Here is a 20127-nt window from a genome sequence, read left to right on the forward strand (position 1 = left end):
GATCAGGTACTGGATGAGGTCGGCCAGCCCGTGCTGGTCGCCGCCGCCGGATTGGCTCCCGCCGACCTGGCCGCTTGGACCAGACGCAGCAGCCGGCGGGCAAAAAAATCCCGGTTCAGCCCGACGACCGCTTCGAGCAGGTCCGCGACCTCGTCCAAGGTGCCGCCGGCCACCCATTCCGCGTCGCGGCCAATCGCGACAGCCAGCGCCTTCGCCACTTCCGGCCCGTCCTGCTCGAGCAGGTCGAGCAGGAGCGCGCCGACCTCGACCGGGCCGGCATCCTCCACCACGCCGGCCACCATCGCCACGCGGGCGATGATGGTGCGGCTTGCAGCGATGAAGGGGCCGATCTGCTCCAGCCGCAGCGGCATCACAGTGACCTGCGTGCCACGGAAGGCGACATGTCGAGCGGGGGGCGTGATCACTTCCAGGTCGTCCATGACTTACTTCTCTTCCTGCCAGTGGTAGTAGGCCGACATGTGCGGGCCCGTGGCTTTGGCGCTGTCCTTGAGCAAGGCTCCCGGCACGCTACCGGCGCCGAACTCGTTCCCGATCAGGCCCATGCTCTCGATCAGTCCCCCGCTGACCTTGTGCACCACCATGCGCACCAGCTTTCCACCACGGGCCTCGTTGGCGCCGTAGAACTGCATCTCGTAGAACTTCTGCGAGGTCACGCCGGCCTCGACATGGCCCAGATCACCGTGCTGGTAGGTGACGCGCACGTTGGGCTCGCCGGCAACTGGCGCCGGAATGGTGGATTCGGCAGGAATGAAGAGCATTCCCCGCTCGTAACGGTAGTCGCTCCCTTCCTCATACTCGGTCGTGCCGGTCGAATCTTCGACCATCGTGATGCTGCTGGCCAGCTTCTTCAGCGGCACGAACGAGCCCTTCGCCGCGATCGCCGGCTCGTCGTCGACGCTCGCGGCAGCGATGGTGGAGGCCTTACCACGGGTCGCGCGCGCGAAGTTCGCGGTGTTGAAGTCGTGGAACGTGTAATTCAGGTTGTAACCGGTCACGCGGTCGACACGGTTGGCCGTGCCACCACCCGGGTTCTGGTTGTCGGCCAGTTCGATCGTGTTGGTCTGCGGCGCGACCGCGAAGGCGGATACGTTGCCGATCTCCTGGAACGGTTCGCCGCTGTTCCATTCGCGGATCAGAACGACGCCGCTACCAATGTAGCTGTGATCTTCGGCCATGTTGGCTCTCCAAGTTGTGCCGCTGCGCGGCGGATCATTTTTTCGGGATATTCGATTGATAGGTGAGCAGGACGCCCACCCAGCCGGCGCCGGCTTTCTCCGGCATCAGCGGCTCCATGCCCACGTAGACCGGCACCTGAATGCCGGGCGGGTAGTTGCGCGCCGACTCGCGGCTATCCAGTGCCGCCTCGACGTCGGTGACCAGGTCATCGAGCGTGGCCTGGTATTCGTCCGTCCCGGACGGCACCTTCGCCATCACGCTGACGGTGGTCAGCCGGTGGCTGTTGACCTTGGCCGGGTCCGTGGCCCGTTGCTGCCTCTCGACAACGGCAGTGAGCAAGGCAGCCGTGTCCTGGTCACCCGGCCGGGGCTCCAGCGTCCAGCCGCTGCCCGCGTCGGTGAGGTAGCCATTTGCCTTACTGATCGCCTGCAGCGTGACGCCCATCGCGTCCAGGAGCTTTCGCCGCGGGCTCGGCGGGCTAGACATTGGATACCTCCCACTGCTCTGCGGACGCATCGCCGCGCAGCTTCTGCTCCAGCTTCAGGCGGCGCCCTGTGGCCTCAATGACGACGATTCCACTGCTGCGCGGCGTGACCTCGGCAAGCTGCAACGTGACCCGGTCATACCGGGCAACCACGGTGGCCGGATCTTCGTCGGTGAAATTCTGCACGCCCTCGTCGAGCAGCGCAGTGCACGGCACTGGCTCGGCACCAGCGCCCGGCGGGGTGTAGGTGGCCGCGTCGGCGACGCCGGCGGCACGGAATGCCCCGAACGCAAGGGCATCGAAGGACTGCATGAATGCTTTCTGGCTCAACGTAGCGGCCTCGCGGTCAGCATCGCTTTCTCCAACTCGCGCTTGAGGAAGAAGGGCATCAGCTTCTTCCACGTGTCCTCGGCCATCCCGAAGATGTCGTAGCGCGGGCGGTATCCGGCGGTGTTGGTGAAGATGAAGATGGACCGGACGCCTGAGCCTTGCCCGATGCGTTCGTAGACGCCCGGGCGTAGCGCCCCCTTGCGGGTGGTCAGCACGAAGTACTCACCGTCGCGGTTGTTTTTCTTGCCGCGCCGGCGCTTTCTGCTGACGTCGGTCTGGTTCTGGTAGCGGTCCCGCTGGGCCCCGAGCTGCGACAGGATCTTCGTGACCTGGCCGGCCGGCACGTTGCCGTACTGGTTGGCCTGAGCACCACGCCCCATCACCGCGAATTGAGTCGGGGACAGGATTCCCCTGCTCTGCAGCAGCCGCTCGAAACCTTTGCGACGCCGCTGGCCGCCTTCCACCTCAGCCACCAGGTACTTGGATGGAGGCGTTCCCTTGAACGCCTCGTCGCGGATGAAAACCTCTGCGTAGGGCTGGGCCTTGGTGGCCTTGCGGTACATGGCGGCGTTCACCGTGAGCGGTGTCGGCCGGTCGAAGACCCGCGGTGCCTGACGCTTCCAGCGCTCGCGCACCTCGTAGGCCACCTTGTTCGCGGCTTGCGCCGCGGCGAAGGGAAGCTGGCTCTGCTCCAGCTCCGTGAGCTGCCGGTCCAGGATGTTGTCCGGGTCTACGGTGATTCGAATCTGTGCCATGTCCCCTCCAGCCCGGCCCGCCGAAGCGGGCCGGGCGCGCCGCTTACTTGGCGCCGGCCTTCAGGCGGATGACCGCATCGGGGCGGGTGTTGATGTTCAGCGGGTTGGACTGGCTTTCCAGCTCGATGCCCTTGTCCATCCGCAGCTTTGCGGTCTTGCTGTAGTACGGCAGACCCACGTCGCGCACCGTCTCCAGGTAGTCCGCCGGCGCGAAGCGGGTGAGGAACATGTCCGGAACACCCAGCGGGAACGCGATCGCCTCGTTGTCGGCGATCGCCAACTTGCCGCCGCTGCTGCCCTGCAGCTCTTCGAAGATCACGTCCCCATACACGAAGCCCTTGCGCAGGTCCGTGCGCAGAGCGGCGCCGTCCTGCCAGCGCTGGTAAGCGTCGCGCACCTCATCATGCTCAACGAGAGCATCGAAGAACCCGGGACTGCAGAACACGTGGACGCCGGTATACGGAACGCCACCGAGCTTGTCCTCGATCGCACGTTTGATGGACACCGTCTTGGCGCGAACCCGGGTCTCGGGCTTGTTCAGCTCCATGCCGATGGTGACCTTCTGCATGTCGAACTCCTCGTAGAAGTCGACGATCACCGAGCCATCGGCGTCGAGCAGCTTGCCCTGCAACGCGCCCATGCGGTGGTACTCGATGGTGTAGTCCAGGTCGCGCTTGTGCACGGCCTGGAGCTTGTTGACCACCGCCGCGACGTTGGCACCTTCCGGGTCGGTCGGGTTCCACACGCCCAGCAGCTGGTCAGCCATGACCGTCGAGCGCTGCGGCAAGTGGGTGGTTTCCAGCAGCTTGACCTTGCCGCGGTCCAAACCCTTGGGCTGGCCGGGGGCTCCACGCGCCGCGTTGGGCACGAGGGTCAGCTTGTTGTTCTCGATGCCGATCCTGACGACCGTGGTGCCAATCAGGCCGTCTTCCTGGAACAGGCGCATATCGGCCAGCCGGGTGGAGATGCGCGGCAGGTTGTTGATGTAGGCGTTCAGGGACTCGACGCTCAGCACGCCCAGCGCCAGAAGGGTCTGCAGATCCATAGTGTTTGTCTCTCTCGAAAGGGGATACGAAAAAAGCCCCGCAGATGCAGGGCTTTTGAGGTGAAGCGGTGGCGGCGGTTACGGTCCGGCGGCGTCGATGGTGATGGTCTCGGTGGCCGCCTCGTCCAGGTCCGGCGCCGTCGCCTTCAGGGTGTAGTCGCCGGCCGCGCTCAGGGTGGCCGCATCCCAGGTGACCACCCCGCCAACCGCCGCCTTCGCGCCACCGCCGGCCAGGTTGCCTGCGCCGGTGGCCTTGGCCAGGGTCACGCTGATGGCACTGCCAGTGACCAGAGCGCCGAACACGTCCTTGACGTGCGCGACGATGGGGGACAGCGGCTCGCCGGCGGTACCGGTGAGCGGGGTGGTCACGAACACCAGGTGATCGGCCGCGTTGGAGGCGATCGGCTGCTCGGTCCAGCGGGTGATGATCCCGGACTCGGCCAGGCTCAGCGCTGCCAGCAGCTTCTGGTCGGCGGTCACGCCCGGCGCCCACACCAGCTTCTCGCCGAAGACCTCGGCATCGCGCGCTACGGCGGCACCCTTCACCGCCAGGTCTGCGACGTCGGTGCCGGTGTCCACGGCGCCGTACAGCACCTTCACCGCGTCGGCGCCGGTGGCGGCGACGGTGTTGTCCGCCTTGAGCAGGGTGCCTGCGCGCAGCACGCCCTGCCCCGCCGGAATGCGGATCAGCTCGCGGCTACGCTCGCCGCCGGCTTCGGAGAGCAGGAATTCGCCGGTACGGGGGCCGGCCAGGGAGATTTCCATCGTCAGTTTCCTCGGTTCTTGTAGATGTTGGTGGGGTCCAGCTGCGCCTTGATCTGGGCGACTCGTTGATCGGCCATCGAGGCCGGTTGCGCGGTGATGACCTGGGTGGCCCGGCCTTCTTCCGCCTTCATCGACAGCAGCTGCGTACGCACCGTGTCGAGGTCGGTGTTCTTCTCGATGAAGCTGGCGGCGAGCGTCTCGTCACCGCGCAGGGTGGCGGCGCATGCGTCCTGCACCGCCGTCGCATATTCAATCGCCGCCTCGGCGGTTTCCCCCGGCTGGGCCGGACGCCGCAGCACCGCCACCGCGATCGCGGCGGGCAGCTCGCTCACGGCGATCGCGGCCATCAAGGCTGCAGCGCCGCTCGGCGCCTGCGCATCGTCCACCAGCTGCTCCGCTGCTGCTGCCGGCGCCGCTGGCGCTGCAGTCGTCGGCGGAGGAATGGCAGCGACAGCCTCGGGATCGTCCTCGCCTGCGGCATCACCATCGGTGCGCGCTGCGGGCGCGCCGCCGGCCCGCAGGTGCGCCATCAGGTCGTGCCACGTGCCCATTCGCGTGGCGAAACCCACGTCAACGGCGGCCTGCCCTCGGTAGCACGCCGCCTGGGTTGCCCTAACGGCCTCCGCGTCCATTCCCAGGTTTCGGGCTACGGTTTCCACGAACATGGTGTGCAGGCCGTCGATGTCCGCCTGCGCCCACGCGCGAGCCGATTCGCTGAGCGGGAAATTGGGGTTCAAGTCAATCTTGTGCTCGCCAGCGAACAGCGGCGTTACCTTCAACCCCACCTTTTCGTTGCTGCCGCTCCGGTCACAGTGGAAGGCCACGACCCCAACCGAGCCCACACCGCCGGTGCGGCTGATCCAGATTTCGTTGCATGCGGTGGCCAGCGCGAAACACGCGGACAAGGCGTGGTCATCCACGAGCGCATACAGGGGCTTGGCACCTCGCGCGGCGTAGATTCGGTCGACCAGATCGAAACAGCCCGATGCCATGCCGCCCGGGCTGTCCAACCGGAAGACGATCGAGGCGACCTCGTCATCCTCCAGCAGCTCGTCGAAGGCATCGCGCACCGCCGCATAGCTGACCGGGCCCGGCCCGCTGTCACCCGGCATCGGTCGATTCACCATCGCGCCGGACAGGTTGATCACGCCGACCACCGATTTCGCGACGGCGACGGCATCAGCCCCGTTTTCCGCTACCTCGAAGCGGTCGGCCTTCAGCGTGCTGTCAGCGCTGGTGACGCTCCCCTCGAGGTAGCCTGCGATCAGCGCCTCGCCAATCGCAGGCTGAACCATGAGGGGTTGGTTGAGGATGGCGCTGGCCAGCGTCGCGACGACAGGCGCGCGGTTGCCACGACTGAACATGCGGGCCAGCAGGCCGGGCTTATTCGTCATCGTTGTTCCTTTGATCATTGGGGGCGCCAGTGGCGCCGGGTTCGGGTTCGTCCTGTTGCGCGCCGGAGACGTTGGTTCGCCGGGGGTCGCTGTCATAGATCAGGCCCGCGCCGTCGGCGCGCGCGTTGTCAGCTGCCTGCTCGAGGTCAACCTGCTCCGGATCCTCACCGGCCCCCAGTACCACCTTCGTGCGCGATTTGAAGCCGGCGCGGACCGCCTTGATCTCGGAGGTGACGTCCTGCACCGGGTGGCTCCAAGGCCAGCCCTCGGGCACCCACAGCGTCTCTGTGACGTCATCGCGCAGAGCTGCATAGCCCGGCACCTTCAGCAGCCCCGCCAGCACGGCCTGGTCGAAGAAGGCATCGCGGACGCGCTGGCAGAACATGGGAATCATGTAGAGCCACTGGTCCTGCTCGATGACCCGACGGAACTCGTTCAGGATCAGGCGAAGCGCCCGATCAGAGACGTTGCGCAGGTCACCGGTCAGCACTTCGTAGGGCACGTCCTGGCTCGCACAGATGGCGAGCAGATGGCCCCGCAGGAACTCGGCGTAATCTGCCCCCGCGCTCGGTGGGTTTGCAAACTCGACCTTTCGACCCGGCGGCAGCTCCTGCAGCGTCCCCGGCTCCAATCCACCGATGGCGGTGCCGTCAGGATCTTCACCGGTGACCAGGTCACCGACCGCCGCGCCCTCGTCGCTATCAGCGCTGGGCTCGGTGGTGATGAAACCAGCGAACAGGTTGGCCAGCGCCTGCCGCTCCAGCACCGCGTCATCGAGACGGTCCAGATTGAACATGCGCAGCAGCGCCGGGGCCGATCCTGGCACCCCGCGCATGGCGCCGGCGCGGTTCGGCCGGTACAGATGCAGCACCTGCTCGGCCGGAACACGGACCAGCTCATTCCCGTTGACCGCCACGTGCAGGTCACCGGGGTGCTCGCGGTACATCCAGTAGGCCACGCGACGGCCGATTCGATCGACCTCGATGCCCTGCCGGATGACGTTGCCATTGCTGGCCACGCCGTTGTAGTGCTGCGGACACTGCTCCGATTCGATGAGCTGGACCTGCAGGGGCACCGGCAGGCCGTCCTCCGGCAGTCGGTATCGGATGCGGGCAAACACCTCGCCGGCCTCCTTCCACTCGCGCCAGGCCAGCGCCTGCAAACCGGCCCAGTCCAGCACGCCATCGGCGTCGGCGTATTTGCCCCAGCGCTTCCAGAGCTTGGCCACACGCCGCTTGTGCGCGCTGTTGCCCCAGATCGGCTTCGCCTGGATGCCGGTGGCGATGCCGTTGGACACGCTCTTGTTGAGCGCACTGACCATCCACGGGTCATTCCGGGCCAGGTGCCGGGCACGCGCCAGCAGCGTCGGAAGACCGAGCAGCGCCGCGTTAGGGCCCAGCGACACCGGGCGGAACAAGCGCAGCCTGCGGCCATTGCCTGCGGCGCGGTAGCTGCCTTCGGACACGTCAGACATTGCCGGTCCCCGACTGGTAGAGCCGCACGATGCGCGGGCGCCGACGGACACCGCTCGCATGGCCGAGCTCGTCGCGCATCTGCTTGAGCAGCTTCCGCATCTCGGCCAGGCTGTGGTACGTCACGGTGCGGTCTGCGTACCGGACGCTCAGCACGCCCGCCGAGATCGCGCCCTCAAGCTGCGTGACCTGCTCTTTGGTGAATGCCATATCAGCGTCCCAGGTAATTGCTTCGGATGACGCGTCGGGTGCGAGTGCGCGGCGGCGCTGCCGGCGGTGCGTCCTCTGCCCTCACGTCAGGGTTGTCGTCCCACGCTGCGGCCCAGGCCGGTGGCGTAGTCAGGTTGATTGCCGGCACGTTCAGCCACAGCGCCAGCCCTTCGGCGTAGCCGGTCAGATCGAATGCCTCGTTCCGGCGGCCGGCCAGGTTTTTCCACCCGTTCGCGGTCCGCGATTCGGCGGTCAGTTCGGCGTAGAAGGCCTCCGGCAGCCAGTCCGGGAAGTGGTAGTAGCCCGGGCCCGGCTCGGCTCGCTTTACGTTGGCGTCGACCGTGTCCTTCAGTCGGTCGACGTTGAGCAGCAACTGCGGTACGTCGCCCTTCGAGCCGGACTTTCGATCACGCCGTTTGCGGCTGTCGGGGAAAGTTTCCCGGAACAAGGCGGCCTCGCGCCGGGCTTCGCCCTTGACCAGACGCACCCTCGCGTGCAGCTGCCGCTCCTTGAGCGAACGCCAGAACTCCAGCGCCCGAACCGACGTGCCCGCCTTGCCGCCCCAGTCGATGCCCACGGCGCGCATCGGCATGCTGCGCCCGGTTTCGTCATCAAGCGGGTAGCGCCGGCTGACCACCTTCTCCACCAACCGTTCCCAGTCCTCGAGGTACTTCGGCGGGTCCAGCGGAAGGAATCCACCCGAGCCATCCTCGCGCTTGGACGTGCGCAGGGTGAAGGAATCCACCACCCAGCGCTCCAGCTGTCCGGATTCGCCAACGCCGAACCCCAGCACCAGGACCACGAAGCGGTTGGCCTGGACGTCGACGGTGGCGATGAGGAAGCGCACGCCAGCAGGGACTGTGCCTGCCGGCCACACCTCGGCCCGCTCCTTCATTTCGTTCGGGTCGCTGGCCGAGCGCGCGGCCATCGGCACGTAGTTGATCGCGCCGTCAACGTTGTGAGTCGTCTTGAGCGGTCGCTCTTCACCGGTGGTGGCAAACGTGCGCAGAGCCTGCAAGTAACGCTCGATCAGCGATTCCCACGACTGGTAGGCGGCTGCGACGCCGCCCAGCCAGTAGCTGGCGATGCGCGCCGCCGGCCGCTCTCCAGTTACCGTCCCGTCTGCATGGACCAGCTGACCTTCAGCCGCCCAGACGCCGGCCCGGTTCATTTCATCCTTCCACCGGTGCTGGAGTCCCACGCCGCAGTTGGGGCAGTGCAGCAACGAGTAGTGCCGAGCCATCTTCTGTACGTCGTCCAGCACCACACGCTCCAGCAGTTCCTCCATCGGCGGGAGGGCGAAGCCGTCGTAGCCGGGCGCTGCCTGGAACCGCTCACCGCACTCGGGGCACGGCCAGTACCACCGGCGCCGGTCACCGCGCGCATACAGCGCGGCGATGCCGGCAGCAGGCGGCCCCTGATGCGGGTGACTGGGCTTCCATGCGCCATCGGCGTAGTCCGTAGCGGGACTGGACTCGGCCACCACCATGCCGGCGGACATGTAGGTCTGCGTGCGCTTCAGGGCGAGGCCGAAGCACTCGTCGATCGCCAGATCGCCCGTGTAGTTGTCCACGTCTGTCATCAGGACGTCGTGGATGTCCTTGCCCGAAAGCACTGAAACCGATGGCCAGCCCATGCGAAGCGACATACCTGACCGAAAGAACTTCAGCAGGATGTTGTCGTCGTGAGCCCTCGGGCTCAGTCTGCAGCGAAGCTCGGGGCTTGCGGCGATGCCGCGCGAGAGGCGCGTTTTGCTGAAGTCCTCAGCAGCGTCCTTGGACATCTGGACGACCATCGCATCGGCCGGATTGCAGGTGATGAGGTACGCCAAGCGAGCATCGATCAGCGAAATCGTCTTGCCAGAACGGGCCGGGCCAACGAATACCACAGCTTCGTAGTGACGGCTGCCAGTGGAATCCAGCGGATCGACCATGTAGGGCGTGGTGTCCGCGTCCCAAGCGCCCGCCGCACCGGCAGCGTTTGCCACCTGCAGCACTCGTGCGCCTTCGCTGACTCGAATCCGCCGCGGTGGCCGGATCATCTCGGCGACGCCGAGCCGCACGTTACGCGCGGTCGCGTACGTCGTCATCGGTGATGCCCTCGTACATGGATTGGCGGACGCGGTCGCACTCGTCCTGGACCTTGACCACCTGCTCGGGCGTCAGCCCCGCCTTGCGCTCAAGCACGTCAGGCAGCGTGTCGAAGAACTGCACCACCTTCTTCACCAGCTCGGCGTAGTCGGCTTCCACCTCCGCGGCTGGGACCAGTTGCCCAATGGTGGACTCCACCTTCAGGCGCTCGTTCTCGGACTGGTAGTAGGCGCGACGTTCCATCGGCGGAAGGTCGCGCGGGTCCACCACGCCATCTGCGCCCAGCGCCATCCCAGCCGTTGAGATCAGCGCCGGCGCGGCGTCGGCCAGGCGATACACGTCGTGGCCGGCGCGCTTCGTCAGCGGCGGGACTCCGGCCTCCTTGAGGCGCTTACTGGCGGTCCGCCGGTCGATGCCGAACTCATCCGCCAGGCGGGCGACGGACCAGCCTTGGGTGAATTCGCGGATGTCAGCCATGTCCTACCCGATGCGCAACCTATTTAGCTCAGAAAATGCGGTTTCTCCGGGGAAAACACGCCAAATGCGTCCCCTGTGGTGGAGCACTAAGGGGCCGAAATACTGTCAATCACCGGGGTCCGAATTCCCCCCGGTGGCTGTGGATAAATCCCAGGGGCCCCGCCCCATTCAGTTTTCTGTGGATAATCTGTGGACATTAACAATTACCTTCACGTCGCCGCGCGTGGAACCTTCTGCGTGGAACTCGGCGGCTACCTGCGGCTGTGGATCGGGCTCTGGGGCCGGCGCGCCATCACCACGCGACCCTTGGCGCGCGCCGGGGCGTCCAGCGCAAGCACTGCGCCCATCAGCAGGCAGGCGGCCGCGAAGCACGTCCCCGAAGTCGCAGTGCTCCTGTCTGCGAGCCACAGCGCTGCGCCAACGCACGCCACAGCGGCAGCCCATGCCGCCCATGCCGCGCGCCTCATCGGATTCGCTCCGGCACGGGCTTGCCCTGCACCTGGTCGATGCCGTCGAGCTGCGCCTCGTACTGCTGGAGACAGCGCTTTCGCCCGTTGGACACGGAGAACACCTGCGACGGCATCCCTTCCCGCTCCCACTGGCACCGCCGGCGCAGATCGGCATCGATGGGAACGTAGACCAGCACGGGCATCTCGATGAGAGCGGGCGGCGGCGGGTTGAGCGGGGCGGGAGCGGACCGGCACGCGGCGAGCAGCGCAGCGGTGGTAAGCAGGATGATGCGCATATCAGTACCCCTTCAGTGCCGGGCAGGCCGAATCGAGCAGCTCCAGCGCTGCCTTGCAGGTGTCGGGCCGCTGTTCGTAGCGCCCGCGCCAGGTGGATGCCTCCTTCTCGGAAGCCTCGATCTTGCCGGCCAGGCTCTTCAGTGCCGCCGCGCTCTCAGCCTTGAGGGCCTTCAACTTCTCGGCTTCTGCCCTCAGTGCGGTGGCGACCTCGGCCAAGCGCTGATCGCGCGTGTGGACGTCGGCCTGCAGTCGGGCGGCATCGGCCGTCCAGTCGGCCCGGACCTTGGTCACCTGGGCGCTCAGGTCGCGGATCTTCTGCTCCCTCTCCCAAGCGGACAAACCGGAGACCAGGCAGCCGAACGAGAGGACCGCGCAGACGACCTTGAGCTTGCTGCTGGGCTTGCGCAGCCACACCAAGGCATCAGTAACGGCCCCGGCGATCAAGCGCCACAGCGCGCTCAGCAACCGCAGCATTTCACTCATGGTCTATCGCCTCCGATTGCGCCGGTGGCTCGTTCCACCAGACGGACGTAGCTGGGTAGCAGCCGCCGAATCAGCAAGCCAGAAAGCCCCGCCAGCGGCAGCTGAGGAGCGCCGGCGAGGTCGTGCCAGATGTAGCAGACGACCGAGATGACCCACGCGGCAACGATCGCGTAGCCCACGACAGCGACGCCGAGCGCCAGCCAGCGCGCGGCAGTCTGCAGCCATCGGTGCCCACGCCGGCGCCCAGCGTCGGCCGCCATTCGCTCGGCGTCCTTCTCGGGCAGCAGCAGTACACCGATCAGCGCTCCGGCCATCGCCACCAGCAGCACCGACTGCGGCACGCCCAGGATGATGCGTTCGGCTTCGCGCAGGGCGTCCGCCGTTGCAGGTGCGACCACCGCGGCAGTGAATGTGCCGACGGCCAGCTTCAGAGTGCTCACGGGCTCGGTCACGACACGATGGCCCCGCCCGCCTTCCGGTAGACGGCCAGCAGTTTGTCGAGCGCGTGCTCGGGCTGCCCGTAGCCAGCGCCGGGCAGGCTCGCCCAGATGTTGCGCACCGCCGCGATCGCCTGCGTGATCTTCCCCGCCTGGATCAGCGGCAGCGCGCGGCACTCCCGGATCAGTTGAATTGCCCAACGATCCTGGGACAGCGGCCCGAAGTCCGGCAGTTTCAGCTGCGCGCGGTAATGCGCGTAGTCCCTCAGCATGAACTGGTATCGGCCGGACGCGTTGGAGGTCAGGCCCTTGCTGGTGATCACCTTCGACTTGCGCCCCCGCGAGAACGGATGCACCGAGTAGTCGGTGAAGATCTCGGGCGCACGATCGAACCCGGTCACGACCACGTCGTAGCCCTGGTCCTTCGTCGCCGGGCTGGTGCTGGTGCCTTCCGCCCACGCGAGCATGTCCAGGAAGGCAAGCACGTTGGTGCCGCCCGCTTCTTTCGCGGTGATCTTGGCCATCGGGTTTCCTGCAAAAGGCGCCCGCCCCGCTGCCGGCTGGGCGCGAGGGTTGATCCGGACTGGGAAGCGGGCAAAGAAAAACCCCGGCTGGATGGGCGGGGTCTAGGCGTGCGCGATGGTAGCCAATGTGGCAGGTTTCATGCGGAGGTGTCACCTCCGCACTATTCGAGCGGATAGACCCCTGCGTAGACGTACTTGGTACCGCACGTTGGGCACACAACTGGGTTGTCCATCATCGTCCCACCGTACGCAAGATGACGCAGCTTGCTTTCCACTTCGTAGCAACGCATGCAGTATCCATGACCCGTCGGCCTTCCGTCTTCGTTCTTCATGTAGTACGCGCTATTCACAAGCACCACAGAGCCCTTGATTGCCAAGGCTTCCTTGAGCCGTTCAATTTCTGCGTCACGATCATCGATGGCCTGCCTCGCATCAACCAGAGCCATCTGCGCAGTGACCATCTCGTTGACCGCACCTAGCAACTTCAACTTGAGATCCGCTTCGTTGAGCGCTCGGTCTGCAGCGGCAACTCCTCTCACCAGCTCAACCGCAGTCTTCAGACCTCCTATCGCAGATCCCAACTCAACGATCACCGTGAACCCTCCGTGTGAATGACCCGAGATTACCACTAGGTTATGCAGCCGAGCTCAAGGCATCCCGCATATGCCATGCGGCTTCCTGCTCTGCCTCGACCATTTTACTCAACAGCCACTCGTATACCGGCTTCCAGGTCCGCCGATAGGCCGCTTCGTCCCTCCCGATGGCGCACGCCCGGCGCCGGTCGCTGACTTGGCCCAGTCCGGCCCCGCCGCATACTTTGCACGTCATCAGCAGCTCGCCTGCCAGCGTATGGCCCCTTCCTTCGCAGCTGGCGCAGTGCGGTCGGTGCGAAATTTCGCTGATCACCGCGATCGCCAGCGTCGGCAGCGACTCCAGCGTGCTGATTGGCCAGCACTGACCCTTGACTTGCCCCAGCCGGTGCGCCGCGCGATCACGCTCGGCGCGCTGCTCGGCGGTCACGGCGCCGGCCCAGCCCATGCACACCTCGGCCAGCCCCAACTCGGTCCGGGCGTCAGCGAGCCTCCGCTGCTGCCGACGCAGCTCGGGGGTGACCAAAGCGATGACCGCGTCCCGCAGCCGGTGCCGGCGCAGCGCCGCACCGTCCGGCCACCAGCACGCCTCCAGCAGCTCCCTGCCCAAGCCAGCAGGCACCATGCCGAGAGCTGCCGCGATGTCCTGGTTGGTTAGGGCCGGGACTCCGCCGCGCCCGGTATCGAATTTGACGGTCGTCGGCCCCAGTCGGCCCATCAACTCACGTACGTCTGCCATGCCCATTCCCCTGTCGCTCTCGTCGATTGATCTCACGGCGCAGCGCGCGTGCTCGGCGCAGTGCCTGCTCTGCCTGCTGCCTCTGGGCCGGGGCATTCCAAGCCCTTGCCCAGCGCATCGCGGCTATGTCTTGCTGGATGCCGCTCAGCAGCTCCAGCGCCTTGTCGTCGTAGCAGGTCAGGTCCATCCAGCCAGCTTGCCGCCCTTCCGTCGCACCACTCGCGACCTACTCCACCATCCGGGGCTTGCCCGTAATCCGCATCACTACCTGCCCGCCGGGCCGGCGCTCGTCATGGACGAACGGGAGGCAGCGAAACCGCTTGTCGTCGATGCCCAGCGCCTGGGCGATGCCGTCCCGGTAGGGCTTGCACCGGCCAATCATGTTGTCGTCGTCCGGGAGCTTCTTGCCCGGCGCCTGGTAACACTCGATCCACAGATACAGCCGGCCCTCCGGCAGCCGCAGGCCTCGCCATCCGGCCTCATAGGCCAGCAGCACCGCCGTTTGCCGTGCGGTCTTCGTGGCCTGCGCCTTCACCCGGTAGTGGACACGAGCGTTCGGCGACAGGTCCTTGCTCGGCCAGGGGAGCACCAGCTCCAGCGCGGGCTCAGCCACCGGTCACCTCCGGGCGAGCGGCGAGCATCGCGACGTAGCTGGATTCGCATTTCCCGTCATACGCAAGGATCCCGGCGTCGATCATTCGACCGGTCGGTTCTACCGGCACCAGCACGTAGCCCTCGGGCGGCATGAGGGCGGCACGGATCGCTCCTAGCGCTCGCAGAAAGTCATCGCCAAGCGCTGCAGGATCGACCCTGATCTGCCTTGCGGTGAATGACCGGCTACCTGCATCGTACTGGGCCGCCAGCAGCTCCCGCGCCCGCATCTCGATGGCGTCCATCAGAACACCCCCGGGCGTGCAGCGAGCATGGCGGCGTAGCCAGCCGACATCATCGGATTGAACTTCTGGCCGGTCTTCCGGGCTACGCCAAATGCCGCCGCCTGCAGCATCTCCGGGGTCGGCTCAACTGGCACAAGCGCGTAGCCCTCGGGCGGCGTGAGCGCGGCGACCAGCGCGCGCATCGAAGGGCTCAGGTCATATCCCCCATCTCGGACACCTGCCGCAGTGCTAGGCAGGTCGAATCGCTCATACTCCGCAGCCAACAGCTCCCGCGCGCGCTTCTCGATTTCGCTCATGCCGCCCGCTCCGTCTGGTCCCAGCTCGCCGCCAGCCGGTGTACCCGGCCACCGCGCGCCAGGAACTGCTCTACCGTCTCGGGCGCGCGCCCGGCCGCCGCGACGGTCGGCAGCGACACCCCGGCCGCCGGCAGATTCACCCGCGTCGCCCGGACCAGCTTCGAGCGGTTCGGCACCGGCTTCACGCCCTTGGCGCGGCGATGCCGCTCGTGGCGCGCCCGCTGGTTCGCCAAGCCGCGCTCGCGCCGCTCTTCCTCGCTCAGCCTCTCCCTCCGCATGCTCTTGCCGCTCACCCGATACGCGGTGCCGGCTGCCACCTGCGTCCGCTCGAGGAAGCCGCACAGGAAGCCGCAGCGGACCGACGAGGCCAGCCTGCGCCGTTCCTCACCCGGCGCCACGCCGAATGCCTTGCTGATTGCCGGCATCGTGAACACCGCGCCGGCCGGCTGGTCCGCGAACCAGGCGCGAATCGCGTCCGGGGTCAGGTCGTGGGTGGTACTGGTCGTCATGCTGCCTGCCTCTGTTCGTTGACGAACGTCTGCTGTGCGATCAGCTCGTCGTCGGTGCCATACGTCTCGTGGAAGGTCCGCGAGCCATCCATCAGGCTCGGGCCGTAGATCTCGCGCATCGTCGCGAAGCTGTTCCCGCCCAGCGGGTGCCGGCGGTGGTGCCAGGTGCACAGGGCGTACCCGAAGGCGTGGCCGCGCCGCAGGTTCCCGCTCTTGGCGTGGTTGTAGTCGCAGCCGTAGACCACCAGCGGCGGCGCCAGCAGCTCCTGGGCGACCAGCGACAGGCAGGCCATGCACGGCCCCACCTTGGATGCCTCGATGCGGGCTGCCTCGGCTGCGGTCGGCGGTGGTGCCTTGGACCACATCAGGTTGCCCCCTCTCGCGGGGAGCGAGAGACACATACACGCCGGTAGTAGCCGATGCTGCTATGCGGGTCCTCACCGTCACCGGCCATGTGAAAGCGCATCCGATTGCCCAGCTCGCAAGGGTTGTAGTCCTTGGGCACTTCGCCGCTGGCGATCCAGAACTTGAAGTGCCTGCATTCATCGCAGGGCTGCACGTCCCCTATGTCCTTCCGGTCCTCGCGACGCCGGACGATCTCTTCCAGCAACTGGTCGGTCGTGAACTGGGCGAGCATCTTCCTGGCACTCATCAGCGCGCGCCTCCCCTGCCACTTTCGTCCTTGTCGGCCAGCCTCCACCCGTGCTGCCAGGCCTGCGCCTTCTCGCTCAGCGCTCCAGCCCTGCGGTTGGCCCCATCCTCGGTTTCGCACTCGATCCATACCAGGTGCGGGTTGTCGCTCAGGCGCTTGCCGTTGAGCCGGGCCGAGTACCCGGCGTTGATCTCGGCGGCGAACCTGCTGCGGGTGCTGTAGGCGTTGAAGTCCATCAGGCAGTCCGCCGCAGCAGCACCAGGCTTGCCCCTACCAGTACCCCGGCCCAGGCGGGGGCGCTCATCCCGAGAACAGCCAGAAACCCCGTCACAAACAAGACTGCATCCCACGTTGACCTCTTCATGGTCAGGCCCTCGCCAGTTCGTGGTCGCGCGGGACAGTGAATCCTGCAGCGCGCGCATGCCCACCACCGCCGTACAGCGCGGCCACCTCGCTCACGTCCACCGCGTCCGGCGTGGACCGCAGGCTGAACACGCGGCCGGCGGCCGTGTCGTAGTAGCAGGCGGCGAAGGCGCGGCCCTTGCCCATGAGGTGGCCGGCCTCGCTCACCAGCGCGCGCGGGACGTTCGCCGCCGGCACGTGGTAGTTGCCGATCACCAGCTCCCGGCGCGACAGCGCGACCTGTTCGGCCACGTCCTTCGCTCTGGCCCGCTCCAGCACCAGCCCCTGCTGGTACAGCGAATAGGTCGTCTCGGCGGCCAGCGCGTCCCACGCCTGGAACGTGTACGGGTGGCTGTGGACCGTGGCGCAGATCTCGCGCGTGTGCTGCAGGGCAAACCGCCACAGGTCGCGGTCCTCTACGTGATCAAGGAACGCCGGCCGCGCCTTGCCGGGGTGGAAAAAGTCCCACGCAATACCGGCCCCACTGCGGTTCATATCGAAGAGCGCGCAGACGATGCCACTGCCGACACTGGCGTTGGCGGAGTAGTAGTCCCAGGCCTGCCGCGCGTCCGGCAGGTTGTCGAGTCGAACAACGTGCGCCATGCCACCCTGACCGAAGTAGCGATTCTCCGTCGTCAGGCTGGCTTCGGCCGACTTGTGGTGGTCGAGCACCAGCACCGAGCGGGCAGCCCGTCCCAACCGCATCAGCACGTCGAACGGATAGCAGAAGTCCACCAGGATCACGTCGCGGCCGGCGACCTCCGGCGGCGGCTCCCCGTGAACGCCGGGGTGGAACTCGGCGTCCATCGCCTGGCGGACGGCCCATGCCGCGGTGAACCCGTCGGCGCAGTTTGCGTGGTAGATGACCAGCGGCTTCATCGTGGTGTTGCTCCTGTCTGTCTGGTGGTGCGGCGGCGGCGGGCCGGCGCGGGTTTGCATTGGCGGGCCAGCGCTTCAAGCCGCAGCGCCTCGCCCAGGTAGTAGTCGTGGCGTTCCTGACGCTCGGTCGCACTGAACTGCACGTCGCGCAGCGCGGTCTCGGCAGCCACACGGTTGGCCTTGGCCAGCCGCGCCGGGTCGCGCTCGAAGATGTCCAGCTGGGTCCTGAGCGGGCGCATCAAGCGGCCAGCTCCCGTGCCAGCTCTTCCAGCCGCGCCCGGGTCTTCTCGCTCGCGCCGGGCGATGCCTCGACCTTCCCCGCAAGCAGTGCCACGGCGTTGAACGTCGGCGCCGGCGCGGCCAGCTCCAGGTGGTGGCTCACCTGCTCGTGCTGCAGCAGCCCCTTCGCCAGCGCATCCGAGAGCGCAGCGCGGCGGCAGGCCGCATCGAAGCCCAACGATGGGGTGTAGGTAGCCGGCTGGCGGGCAGCGCGCGCCTCCTTCAACAGCCGACCGTAGGTTTCGAGGAACGCAGGGCGAGCGGCGATCTTGTCGCCCGCCAGCACCAGCGGCAGCGCCGTCGACCATGCCTGCTGCGTGAGCGTGGTCCAGACCACCGTGGCCCGCTCGTCAGCGGCCTGGATGGCCACAGCCCATGCTTCGTTCGGCGCAGGGTGCCCATCGGCGATCCGCTCCAGCACGGCCGCCAGTGACAGCCGCCCCTTCAGCTCGCGGCGACAACCGGCCAGCGCGGCCTCCAGCACCGGCATCGTGTAGCAGGCCAGGTCCTGCACCATGTACGCGGCAGTGGTGGGCCGCATCTGGTCGCCGATCACCTCAGCGGTCGCGACAAGCAGGTCCACCAGGTGGTCCTGTTCGTGGTCACACAGCATGGGCAGCTCTCCCCTTGCGCAGAAGGGCCTTCGCCTCATCGGCCGCGCTGACGTTCGATTGCGTCTGGTCCGCGTGGCGGGCGCTGGTCTCGGTCACTTGGCGCCCGGTCGCCCACTGGGTGCGGTAGGCCTCGCAGCGCGCCAGCAGCAGCCCGAGGTCGTGCATGCCCTGGACAACCATCCGCTCGTTGACCCGCAGGAACCACCCAGCCACCTGCGGCGCCTCAATGCGGCCGAGGCGCTGGACGATCTGCTTCACGTTGGCGTTGACCTTCGCGTTGCGCACCGGCATTGCGCCGTGGCGGTTGCGATAGGCCACCGCGTACGCCGCCCAGGTGGCCCGGCATGCGGCCTGCAGTTCCGTCTCGGTGTCCTCTGCCGGCGGCGTGGCCGGCAGGCCCGCCGGAGATGACGGTTCTCCTGACGGTTCAATGGGGGTTATATGACGGTTAGGCGGCACGGGGCGCACCTCCAGACCTGCGCCCGCTGCCTCACCCCCTGCACCGGGCGCATCCCCGGGTGCATCGGGCGCACCCCCTGCATGGGGCGCATCACCTGCGCCCGCTGCATCCCCAGATTTCCCAACCTTGCGCTTGCCCCTCGAAGCAGTGGCAGCAGCGTCGAACTTCGCCGGGGTGACAACGTAGACGTTGCTGCTGTTGAACCTGCGCTCGCGAGACAGCAGCCCGACAACTTCAAGATGGTCCATCGCACTGCGCACAGCGCGCGCCGACATGCAGCAGCGTTTGGCGATGGTCCCGATGGCCGGCCAGCACACGCCGTCGTCGTTGGCTTGATCCGCCAGCGAGATCAGCACCGCCTTCTGTGTGACGCTCAGCCCCTGCAACGGCCAGCAGCTGCTCATGATGATGGTGGACATGGCTCAGACCGCCAGTGCGTAGTTGTCGCCCGGGGCCACCGGCCACCAGGTACACGCACTGCGGCCACTGGTGTCGCGCAGCTTCTTCGGACCGCGCCACGCGCGCCCCCCCTCCAGCAGCTCAGGCAGCCTTCGGGCCAGCGTGTAGCGATCGTGACCTGTCGCCCGCGCCAGCTCCATGCTGGTCAGGCCAAGGTGCTGCTGTACCGCCTTCGCGGCCCGGTCCTGCTGGACGGCCTGCTGGCAGCTGGCGATGAGGTGGTGGGCAGCCTCGTGGCTGGTGCCAACATCGGTAGCGCGTGCCGGATGGTTCATCGGCGTGCCCTCCCCTTCCCCTTCTGCGCAGCACGCGCCACGTTGCGCTCCAGTCGATGCGCCATCGTGCGCAGCGCGCGTACCTCGCTGACCATCAGCTCTGCCTCGTCGCTGTCGATGCAGCGGTCGGACATCGCGTCCAGCGCGGTGCCGGACAAGCGGCCTACCCGCGAGGTGATCTCCAGCAGCTTCGTCTGGATGGCCCCAATCTCGTCCGACCAACCGCCATCGGGCGGCGGCGGCACTACGTCCACAGCCATGCCGAACTGCCCGGCCAAGGCCTGCATCCATTCAAGGGCGTACTCGCTGCCGCCGACCCTCTGCTGCATCCACTCGGTCAGCAGCTCGGCGATCTCGATGGTCACCGACTCGCCCTCCGTGCCGTTGAGCTTGGCGCGCAGGGTCTCGGGGTGCATGGACTTGCCGCGGCGATCGGTCAGCCACTTGGCGGCCTCGGCGACACCGCCCGGCGTCTTGCGCACGGCGTTGTAGAGGCAGTCGAGCCAGTTAATGGAGGAAGTACGGCAGGTCATGGGTCACCTTGGGAAGACGGGTATTTCAAGGTTTCGGGCCGGGCCCAGGTCGCGCACCATCTGCGCTATGGACGAAATCAACTCAGGGAGCGAGGGCGTCGCCCTGCTTGCGCTACGCTGGCGTTTCCACACGAA

31 protein-coding genes are annotated in these 20127 nt (G+C 67.1%); all 31 read right to left on the bottom strand.

The annotated features are described in order from the left end of the window. Positions 1–2 precede the first annotated feature (2 nt). Positions 3–440 (bottom strand): hypothetical protein, encoded by a 438-nt coding sequence (locus OC534_RS12510; RefSeq protein WP_262071891.1) that lies wholly within the window; start codon positions 438–440, stop codon positions 3–5. 3 nt (positions 441–443) lie between these two features. Then, the gene (locus OC534_RS12515) at positions 444–1196 is read right to left on the bottom strand and encodes a hypothetical protein (RefSeq protein WP_262071892.1); all 753 of its coding nucleotides are present in this window, start codon (positions 1194–1196) and stop codon (positions 444–446) included. A 34-nt stretch (positions 1197–1230) separates the two neighbouring features. Continuing rightward, complete coding sequence (locus OC534_RS12520) at positions 1231–1641, bottom strand: hypothetical protein (RefSeq protein WP_262071893.1); 411 nt, start codon at positions 1639–1641, stop codon at positions 1231–1233. A 34-nt stretch (positions 1642–1675) separates the two neighbouring features. Then, complete coding sequence (locus OC534_RS12525; protein WP_262071894.1) at positions 1676–1993, bottom strand: hypothetical protein; 318 nt, start codon at positions 1991–1993, stop codon at positions 1676–1678. 14 nt (positions 1994–2007) lie between these two features. Then, positions 2008–2766: a hypothetical protein gene (locus OC534_RS12530; protein ID WP_262071895.1), complete on the bottom strand. Its 759-nt coding sequence runs from the start codon at positions 2764–2766 to the stop codon at positions 2008–2010. 43 nt (positions 2767–2809) lie between these two features. Then, the gene (locus OC534_RS12535; RefSeq protein WP_262071896.1) at positions 2810–3811 is read right to left on the bottom strand and encodes a major capsid protein; all 1002 of its coding nucleotides are present in this window, start codon (positions 3809–3811) and stop codon (positions 2810–2812) included. Positions 3812–3889: 78 nt separating this feature from the next. After that, entirely contained in the window at positions 3890–4576 is a 687-nt protein-coding gene (locus OC534_RS12540; protein ID WP_262071897.1) for a head decoration protein, read from the bottom strand. 2 nt (positions 4577–4578) lie between these two features. Then, complete coding sequence (locus tag OC534_RS12545; protein WP_262071898.1) at positions 4579–5970, bottom strand: S49 family peptidase; 1392 nt, start codon at positions 5968–5970, stop codon at positions 4579–4581. Continuing rightward, positions 5960–7495 (bottom strand): phage portal protein, encoded by a 1536-nt coding sequence (locus tag OC534_RS12550; protein WP_262071899.1) that lies wholly within the window; start codon positions 7493–7495, stop codon positions 5960–5962. Before OC534_RS12550 ends, OC534_RS12545 begins: the two co-directional genes overlap by 11 nt. Continuing rightward, positions 7437–7652, bottom strand: a complete 216-nt coding sequence (locus tag OC534_RS12555) for a hypothetical protein (RefSeq protein WP_262071900.1) — start codon at positions 7650–7652, stop codon at positions 7437–7439. The genes OC534_RS12550 and OC534_RS12555 overlap by 59 nt, the downstream gene beginning before the upstream one ends. A gap of 1 nt (position 7653) precedes the next feature. Next, positions 7654–9741 carry a phage terminase large subunit family protein gene (locus OC534_RS12560; RefSeq protein ID WP_262071901.1) on the bottom strand — a complete coding sequence of 696 codons (2088 nt, stop codon included), beginning with the start codon at positions 9739–9741 and terminating at the stop codon, positions 7654–7656. Next, positions 9716–10219, bottom strand: a complete 504-nt coding sequence (locus OC534_RS12565) for a DUF1441 family protein (protein WP_262071902.1) — start codon at positions 10217–10219, stop codon at positions 9716–9718. Before OC534_RS12565 ends, OC534_RS12560 begins: the two co-directional genes overlap by 26 nt. A gap of 463 nt (positions 10220–10682) precedes the next feature. Beyond that, positions 10683–10964 carry a hypothetical protein gene (locus tag OC534_RS12570; protein ID WP_262071903.1) on the bottom strand — a complete coding sequence of 94 codons (282 nt, stop codon included), beginning with the start codon at positions 10962–10964 and terminating at the stop codon, positions 10683–10685. 1 nt (position 10965) lies between these two features. Next, on the bottom strand, positions 10966–11448 hold the full coding sequence (locus OC534_RS12575; RefSeq protein ID WP_262071904.1) for a hypothetical protein: 483 nt from the start codon (positions 11446–11448) through the stop codon (positions 10966–10968). Beyond that, entirely contained in the window at positions 11445–11888 is a 444-nt protein-coding gene (locus tag OC534_RS12580) for a hypothetical protein (RefSeq protein WP_262071905.1), read from the bottom strand. Before OC534_RS12580 ends, OC534_RS12575 begins: the two co-directional genes overlap by 4 nt. 8 nt (positions 11889–11896) lie before the next feature. Then, a complete protein-coding gene (locus OC534_RS12585) occupies positions 11897–12409 on the bottom strand; it encodes a glycoside hydrolase family 104 protein (protein ID WP_262071906.1) in 513 nt (170 codons plus the stop codon). A 161-nt stretch (positions 12410–12570) separates the two neighbouring features. After that, entirely contained in the window at positions 12571–13002 is a 432-nt protein-coding gene (locus OC534_RS12590; RefSeq protein ID WP_262071907.1) for a hypothetical protein, read from the bottom strand. Positions 13003–13042: 40 nt separating this feature from the next. After that, positions 13043–13738 (bottom strand): hypothetical protein, encoded by a 696-nt coding sequence (locus OC534_RS12595; protein WP_262071908.1) that lies wholly within the window; start codon positions 13736–13738, stop codon positions 13043–13045. Between the two features lie 226 nt (positions 13739–13964). Further along, on the bottom strand, positions 13965–14351 hold the full coding sequence (locus OC534_RS12600; RefSeq protein WP_262071909.1) for a hypothetical protein: 387 nt from the start codon (positions 14349–14351) through the stop codon (positions 13965–13967). Continuing rightward, entirely contained in the window at positions 14344–14634 is a 291-nt protein-coding gene (locus OC534_RS12605) for a hypothetical protein (protein WP_262071910.1), read from the bottom strand. The genes OC534_RS12600 and OC534_RS12605 overlap by 8 nt, the downstream gene beginning before the upstream one ends. Beyond that, entirely contained in the window at positions 14634–14930 is a 297-nt protein-coding gene (locus OC534_RS12610) for a hypothetical protein (protein ID WP_262071911.1), read from the bottom strand. Before OC534_RS12610 ends, OC534_RS12605 begins: the two co-directional genes overlap by 1 nt. Continuing rightward, positions 14927–15439: a hypothetical protein gene (locus OC534_RS12615; protein ID WP_262071912.1), complete on the bottom strand. Its 513-nt coding sequence runs from the start codon at positions 15437–15439 to the stop codon at positions 14927–14929. Before OC534_RS12615 ends, OC534_RS12610 begins: the two co-directional genes overlap by 4 nt. Beyond that, a complete protein-coding gene (locus OC534_RS12620) occupies positions 15436–15804 on the bottom strand; it encodes a Ref family protein (RefSeq protein ID WP_262071913.1) in 369 nt (122 codons plus the stop codon). Before OC534_RS12620 ends, OC534_RS12615 begins: the two co-directional genes overlap by 4 nt. Next, entirely contained in the window at positions 15804–16091 is a 288-nt protein-coding gene (locus OC534_RS12625; RefSeq protein WP_262071914.1) for a hypothetical protein, read from the bottom strand. The genes OC534_RS12620 and OC534_RS12625 overlap by 1 nt, the downstream gene beginning before the upstream one ends. Then, entirely contained in the window at positions 16091–16327 is a 237-nt protein-coding gene (locus tag OC534_RS12630; protein ID WP_262071915.1) for a hypothetical protein, read from the bottom strand. The genes OC534_RS12625 and OC534_RS12630 overlap by 1 nt, the downstream gene beginning before the upstream one ends. Positions 16328–16457: 130 nt before the next feature. Next, complete coding sequence (locus tag OC534_RS12635; protein WP_262071916.1) at positions 16458–17372, bottom strand: DHHA1 domain-containing protein; 915 nt, start codon at positions 17370–17372, stop codon at positions 16458–16460. Further along, entirely contained in the window at positions 17369–17611 is a 243-nt protein-coding gene (locus OC534_RS12640) for a hypothetical protein (protein WP_262071917.1), read from the bottom strand. Before OC534_RS12640 ends, OC534_RS12635 begins: the two co-directional genes overlap by 4 nt. Further along, a complete protein-coding gene (locus OC534_RS12645) occupies positions 17611–18264 on the bottom strand; it encodes a hypothetical protein (protein ID WP_262071918.1) in 654 nt (217 codons plus the stop codon). The genes OC534_RS12640 and OC534_RS12645 overlap by 1 nt, the downstream gene beginning before the upstream one ends. After that, on the bottom strand, positions 18254–19144 hold the full coding sequence (locus OC534_RS12650; protein WP_262071919.1) for a helix-turn-helix domain-containing protein: 891 nt from the start codon (positions 19142–19144) through the stop codon (positions 18254–18256). The genes OC534_RS12645 and OC534_RS12650 overlap by 11 nt, the downstream gene beginning before the upstream one ends. A gap of 3 nt (positions 19145–19147) precedes the next feature. After that, positions 19148–19459, bottom strand: a complete 312-nt coding sequence (locus OC534_RS12655) for a winged helix-turn-helix domain-containing protein (protein WP_262071920.1) — start codon at positions 19457–19459, stop codon at positions 19148–19150. Then, positions 19456–19992: a phage regulatory CII family protein gene (locus OC534_RS12660; protein ID WP_262071921.1), complete on the bottom strand. Its 537-nt coding sequence runs from the start codon at positions 19990–19992 to the stop codon at positions 19456–19458. Before OC534_RS12660 ends, OC534_RS12655 begins: the two co-directional genes overlap by 4 nt. Positions 19993–20127: the final 135 nt, after the last annotated feature.

It is taken from the genome of Stenotrophomonas sp. Marseille-Q5258 (genome assembly GCF_946900935.1).
Classification (GTDB): Bacteria; Pseudomonadota; Gammaproteobacteria; order Xanthomonadales; family Xanthomonadaceae; genus Stenotrophomonas; species Stenotrophomonas nematodicola.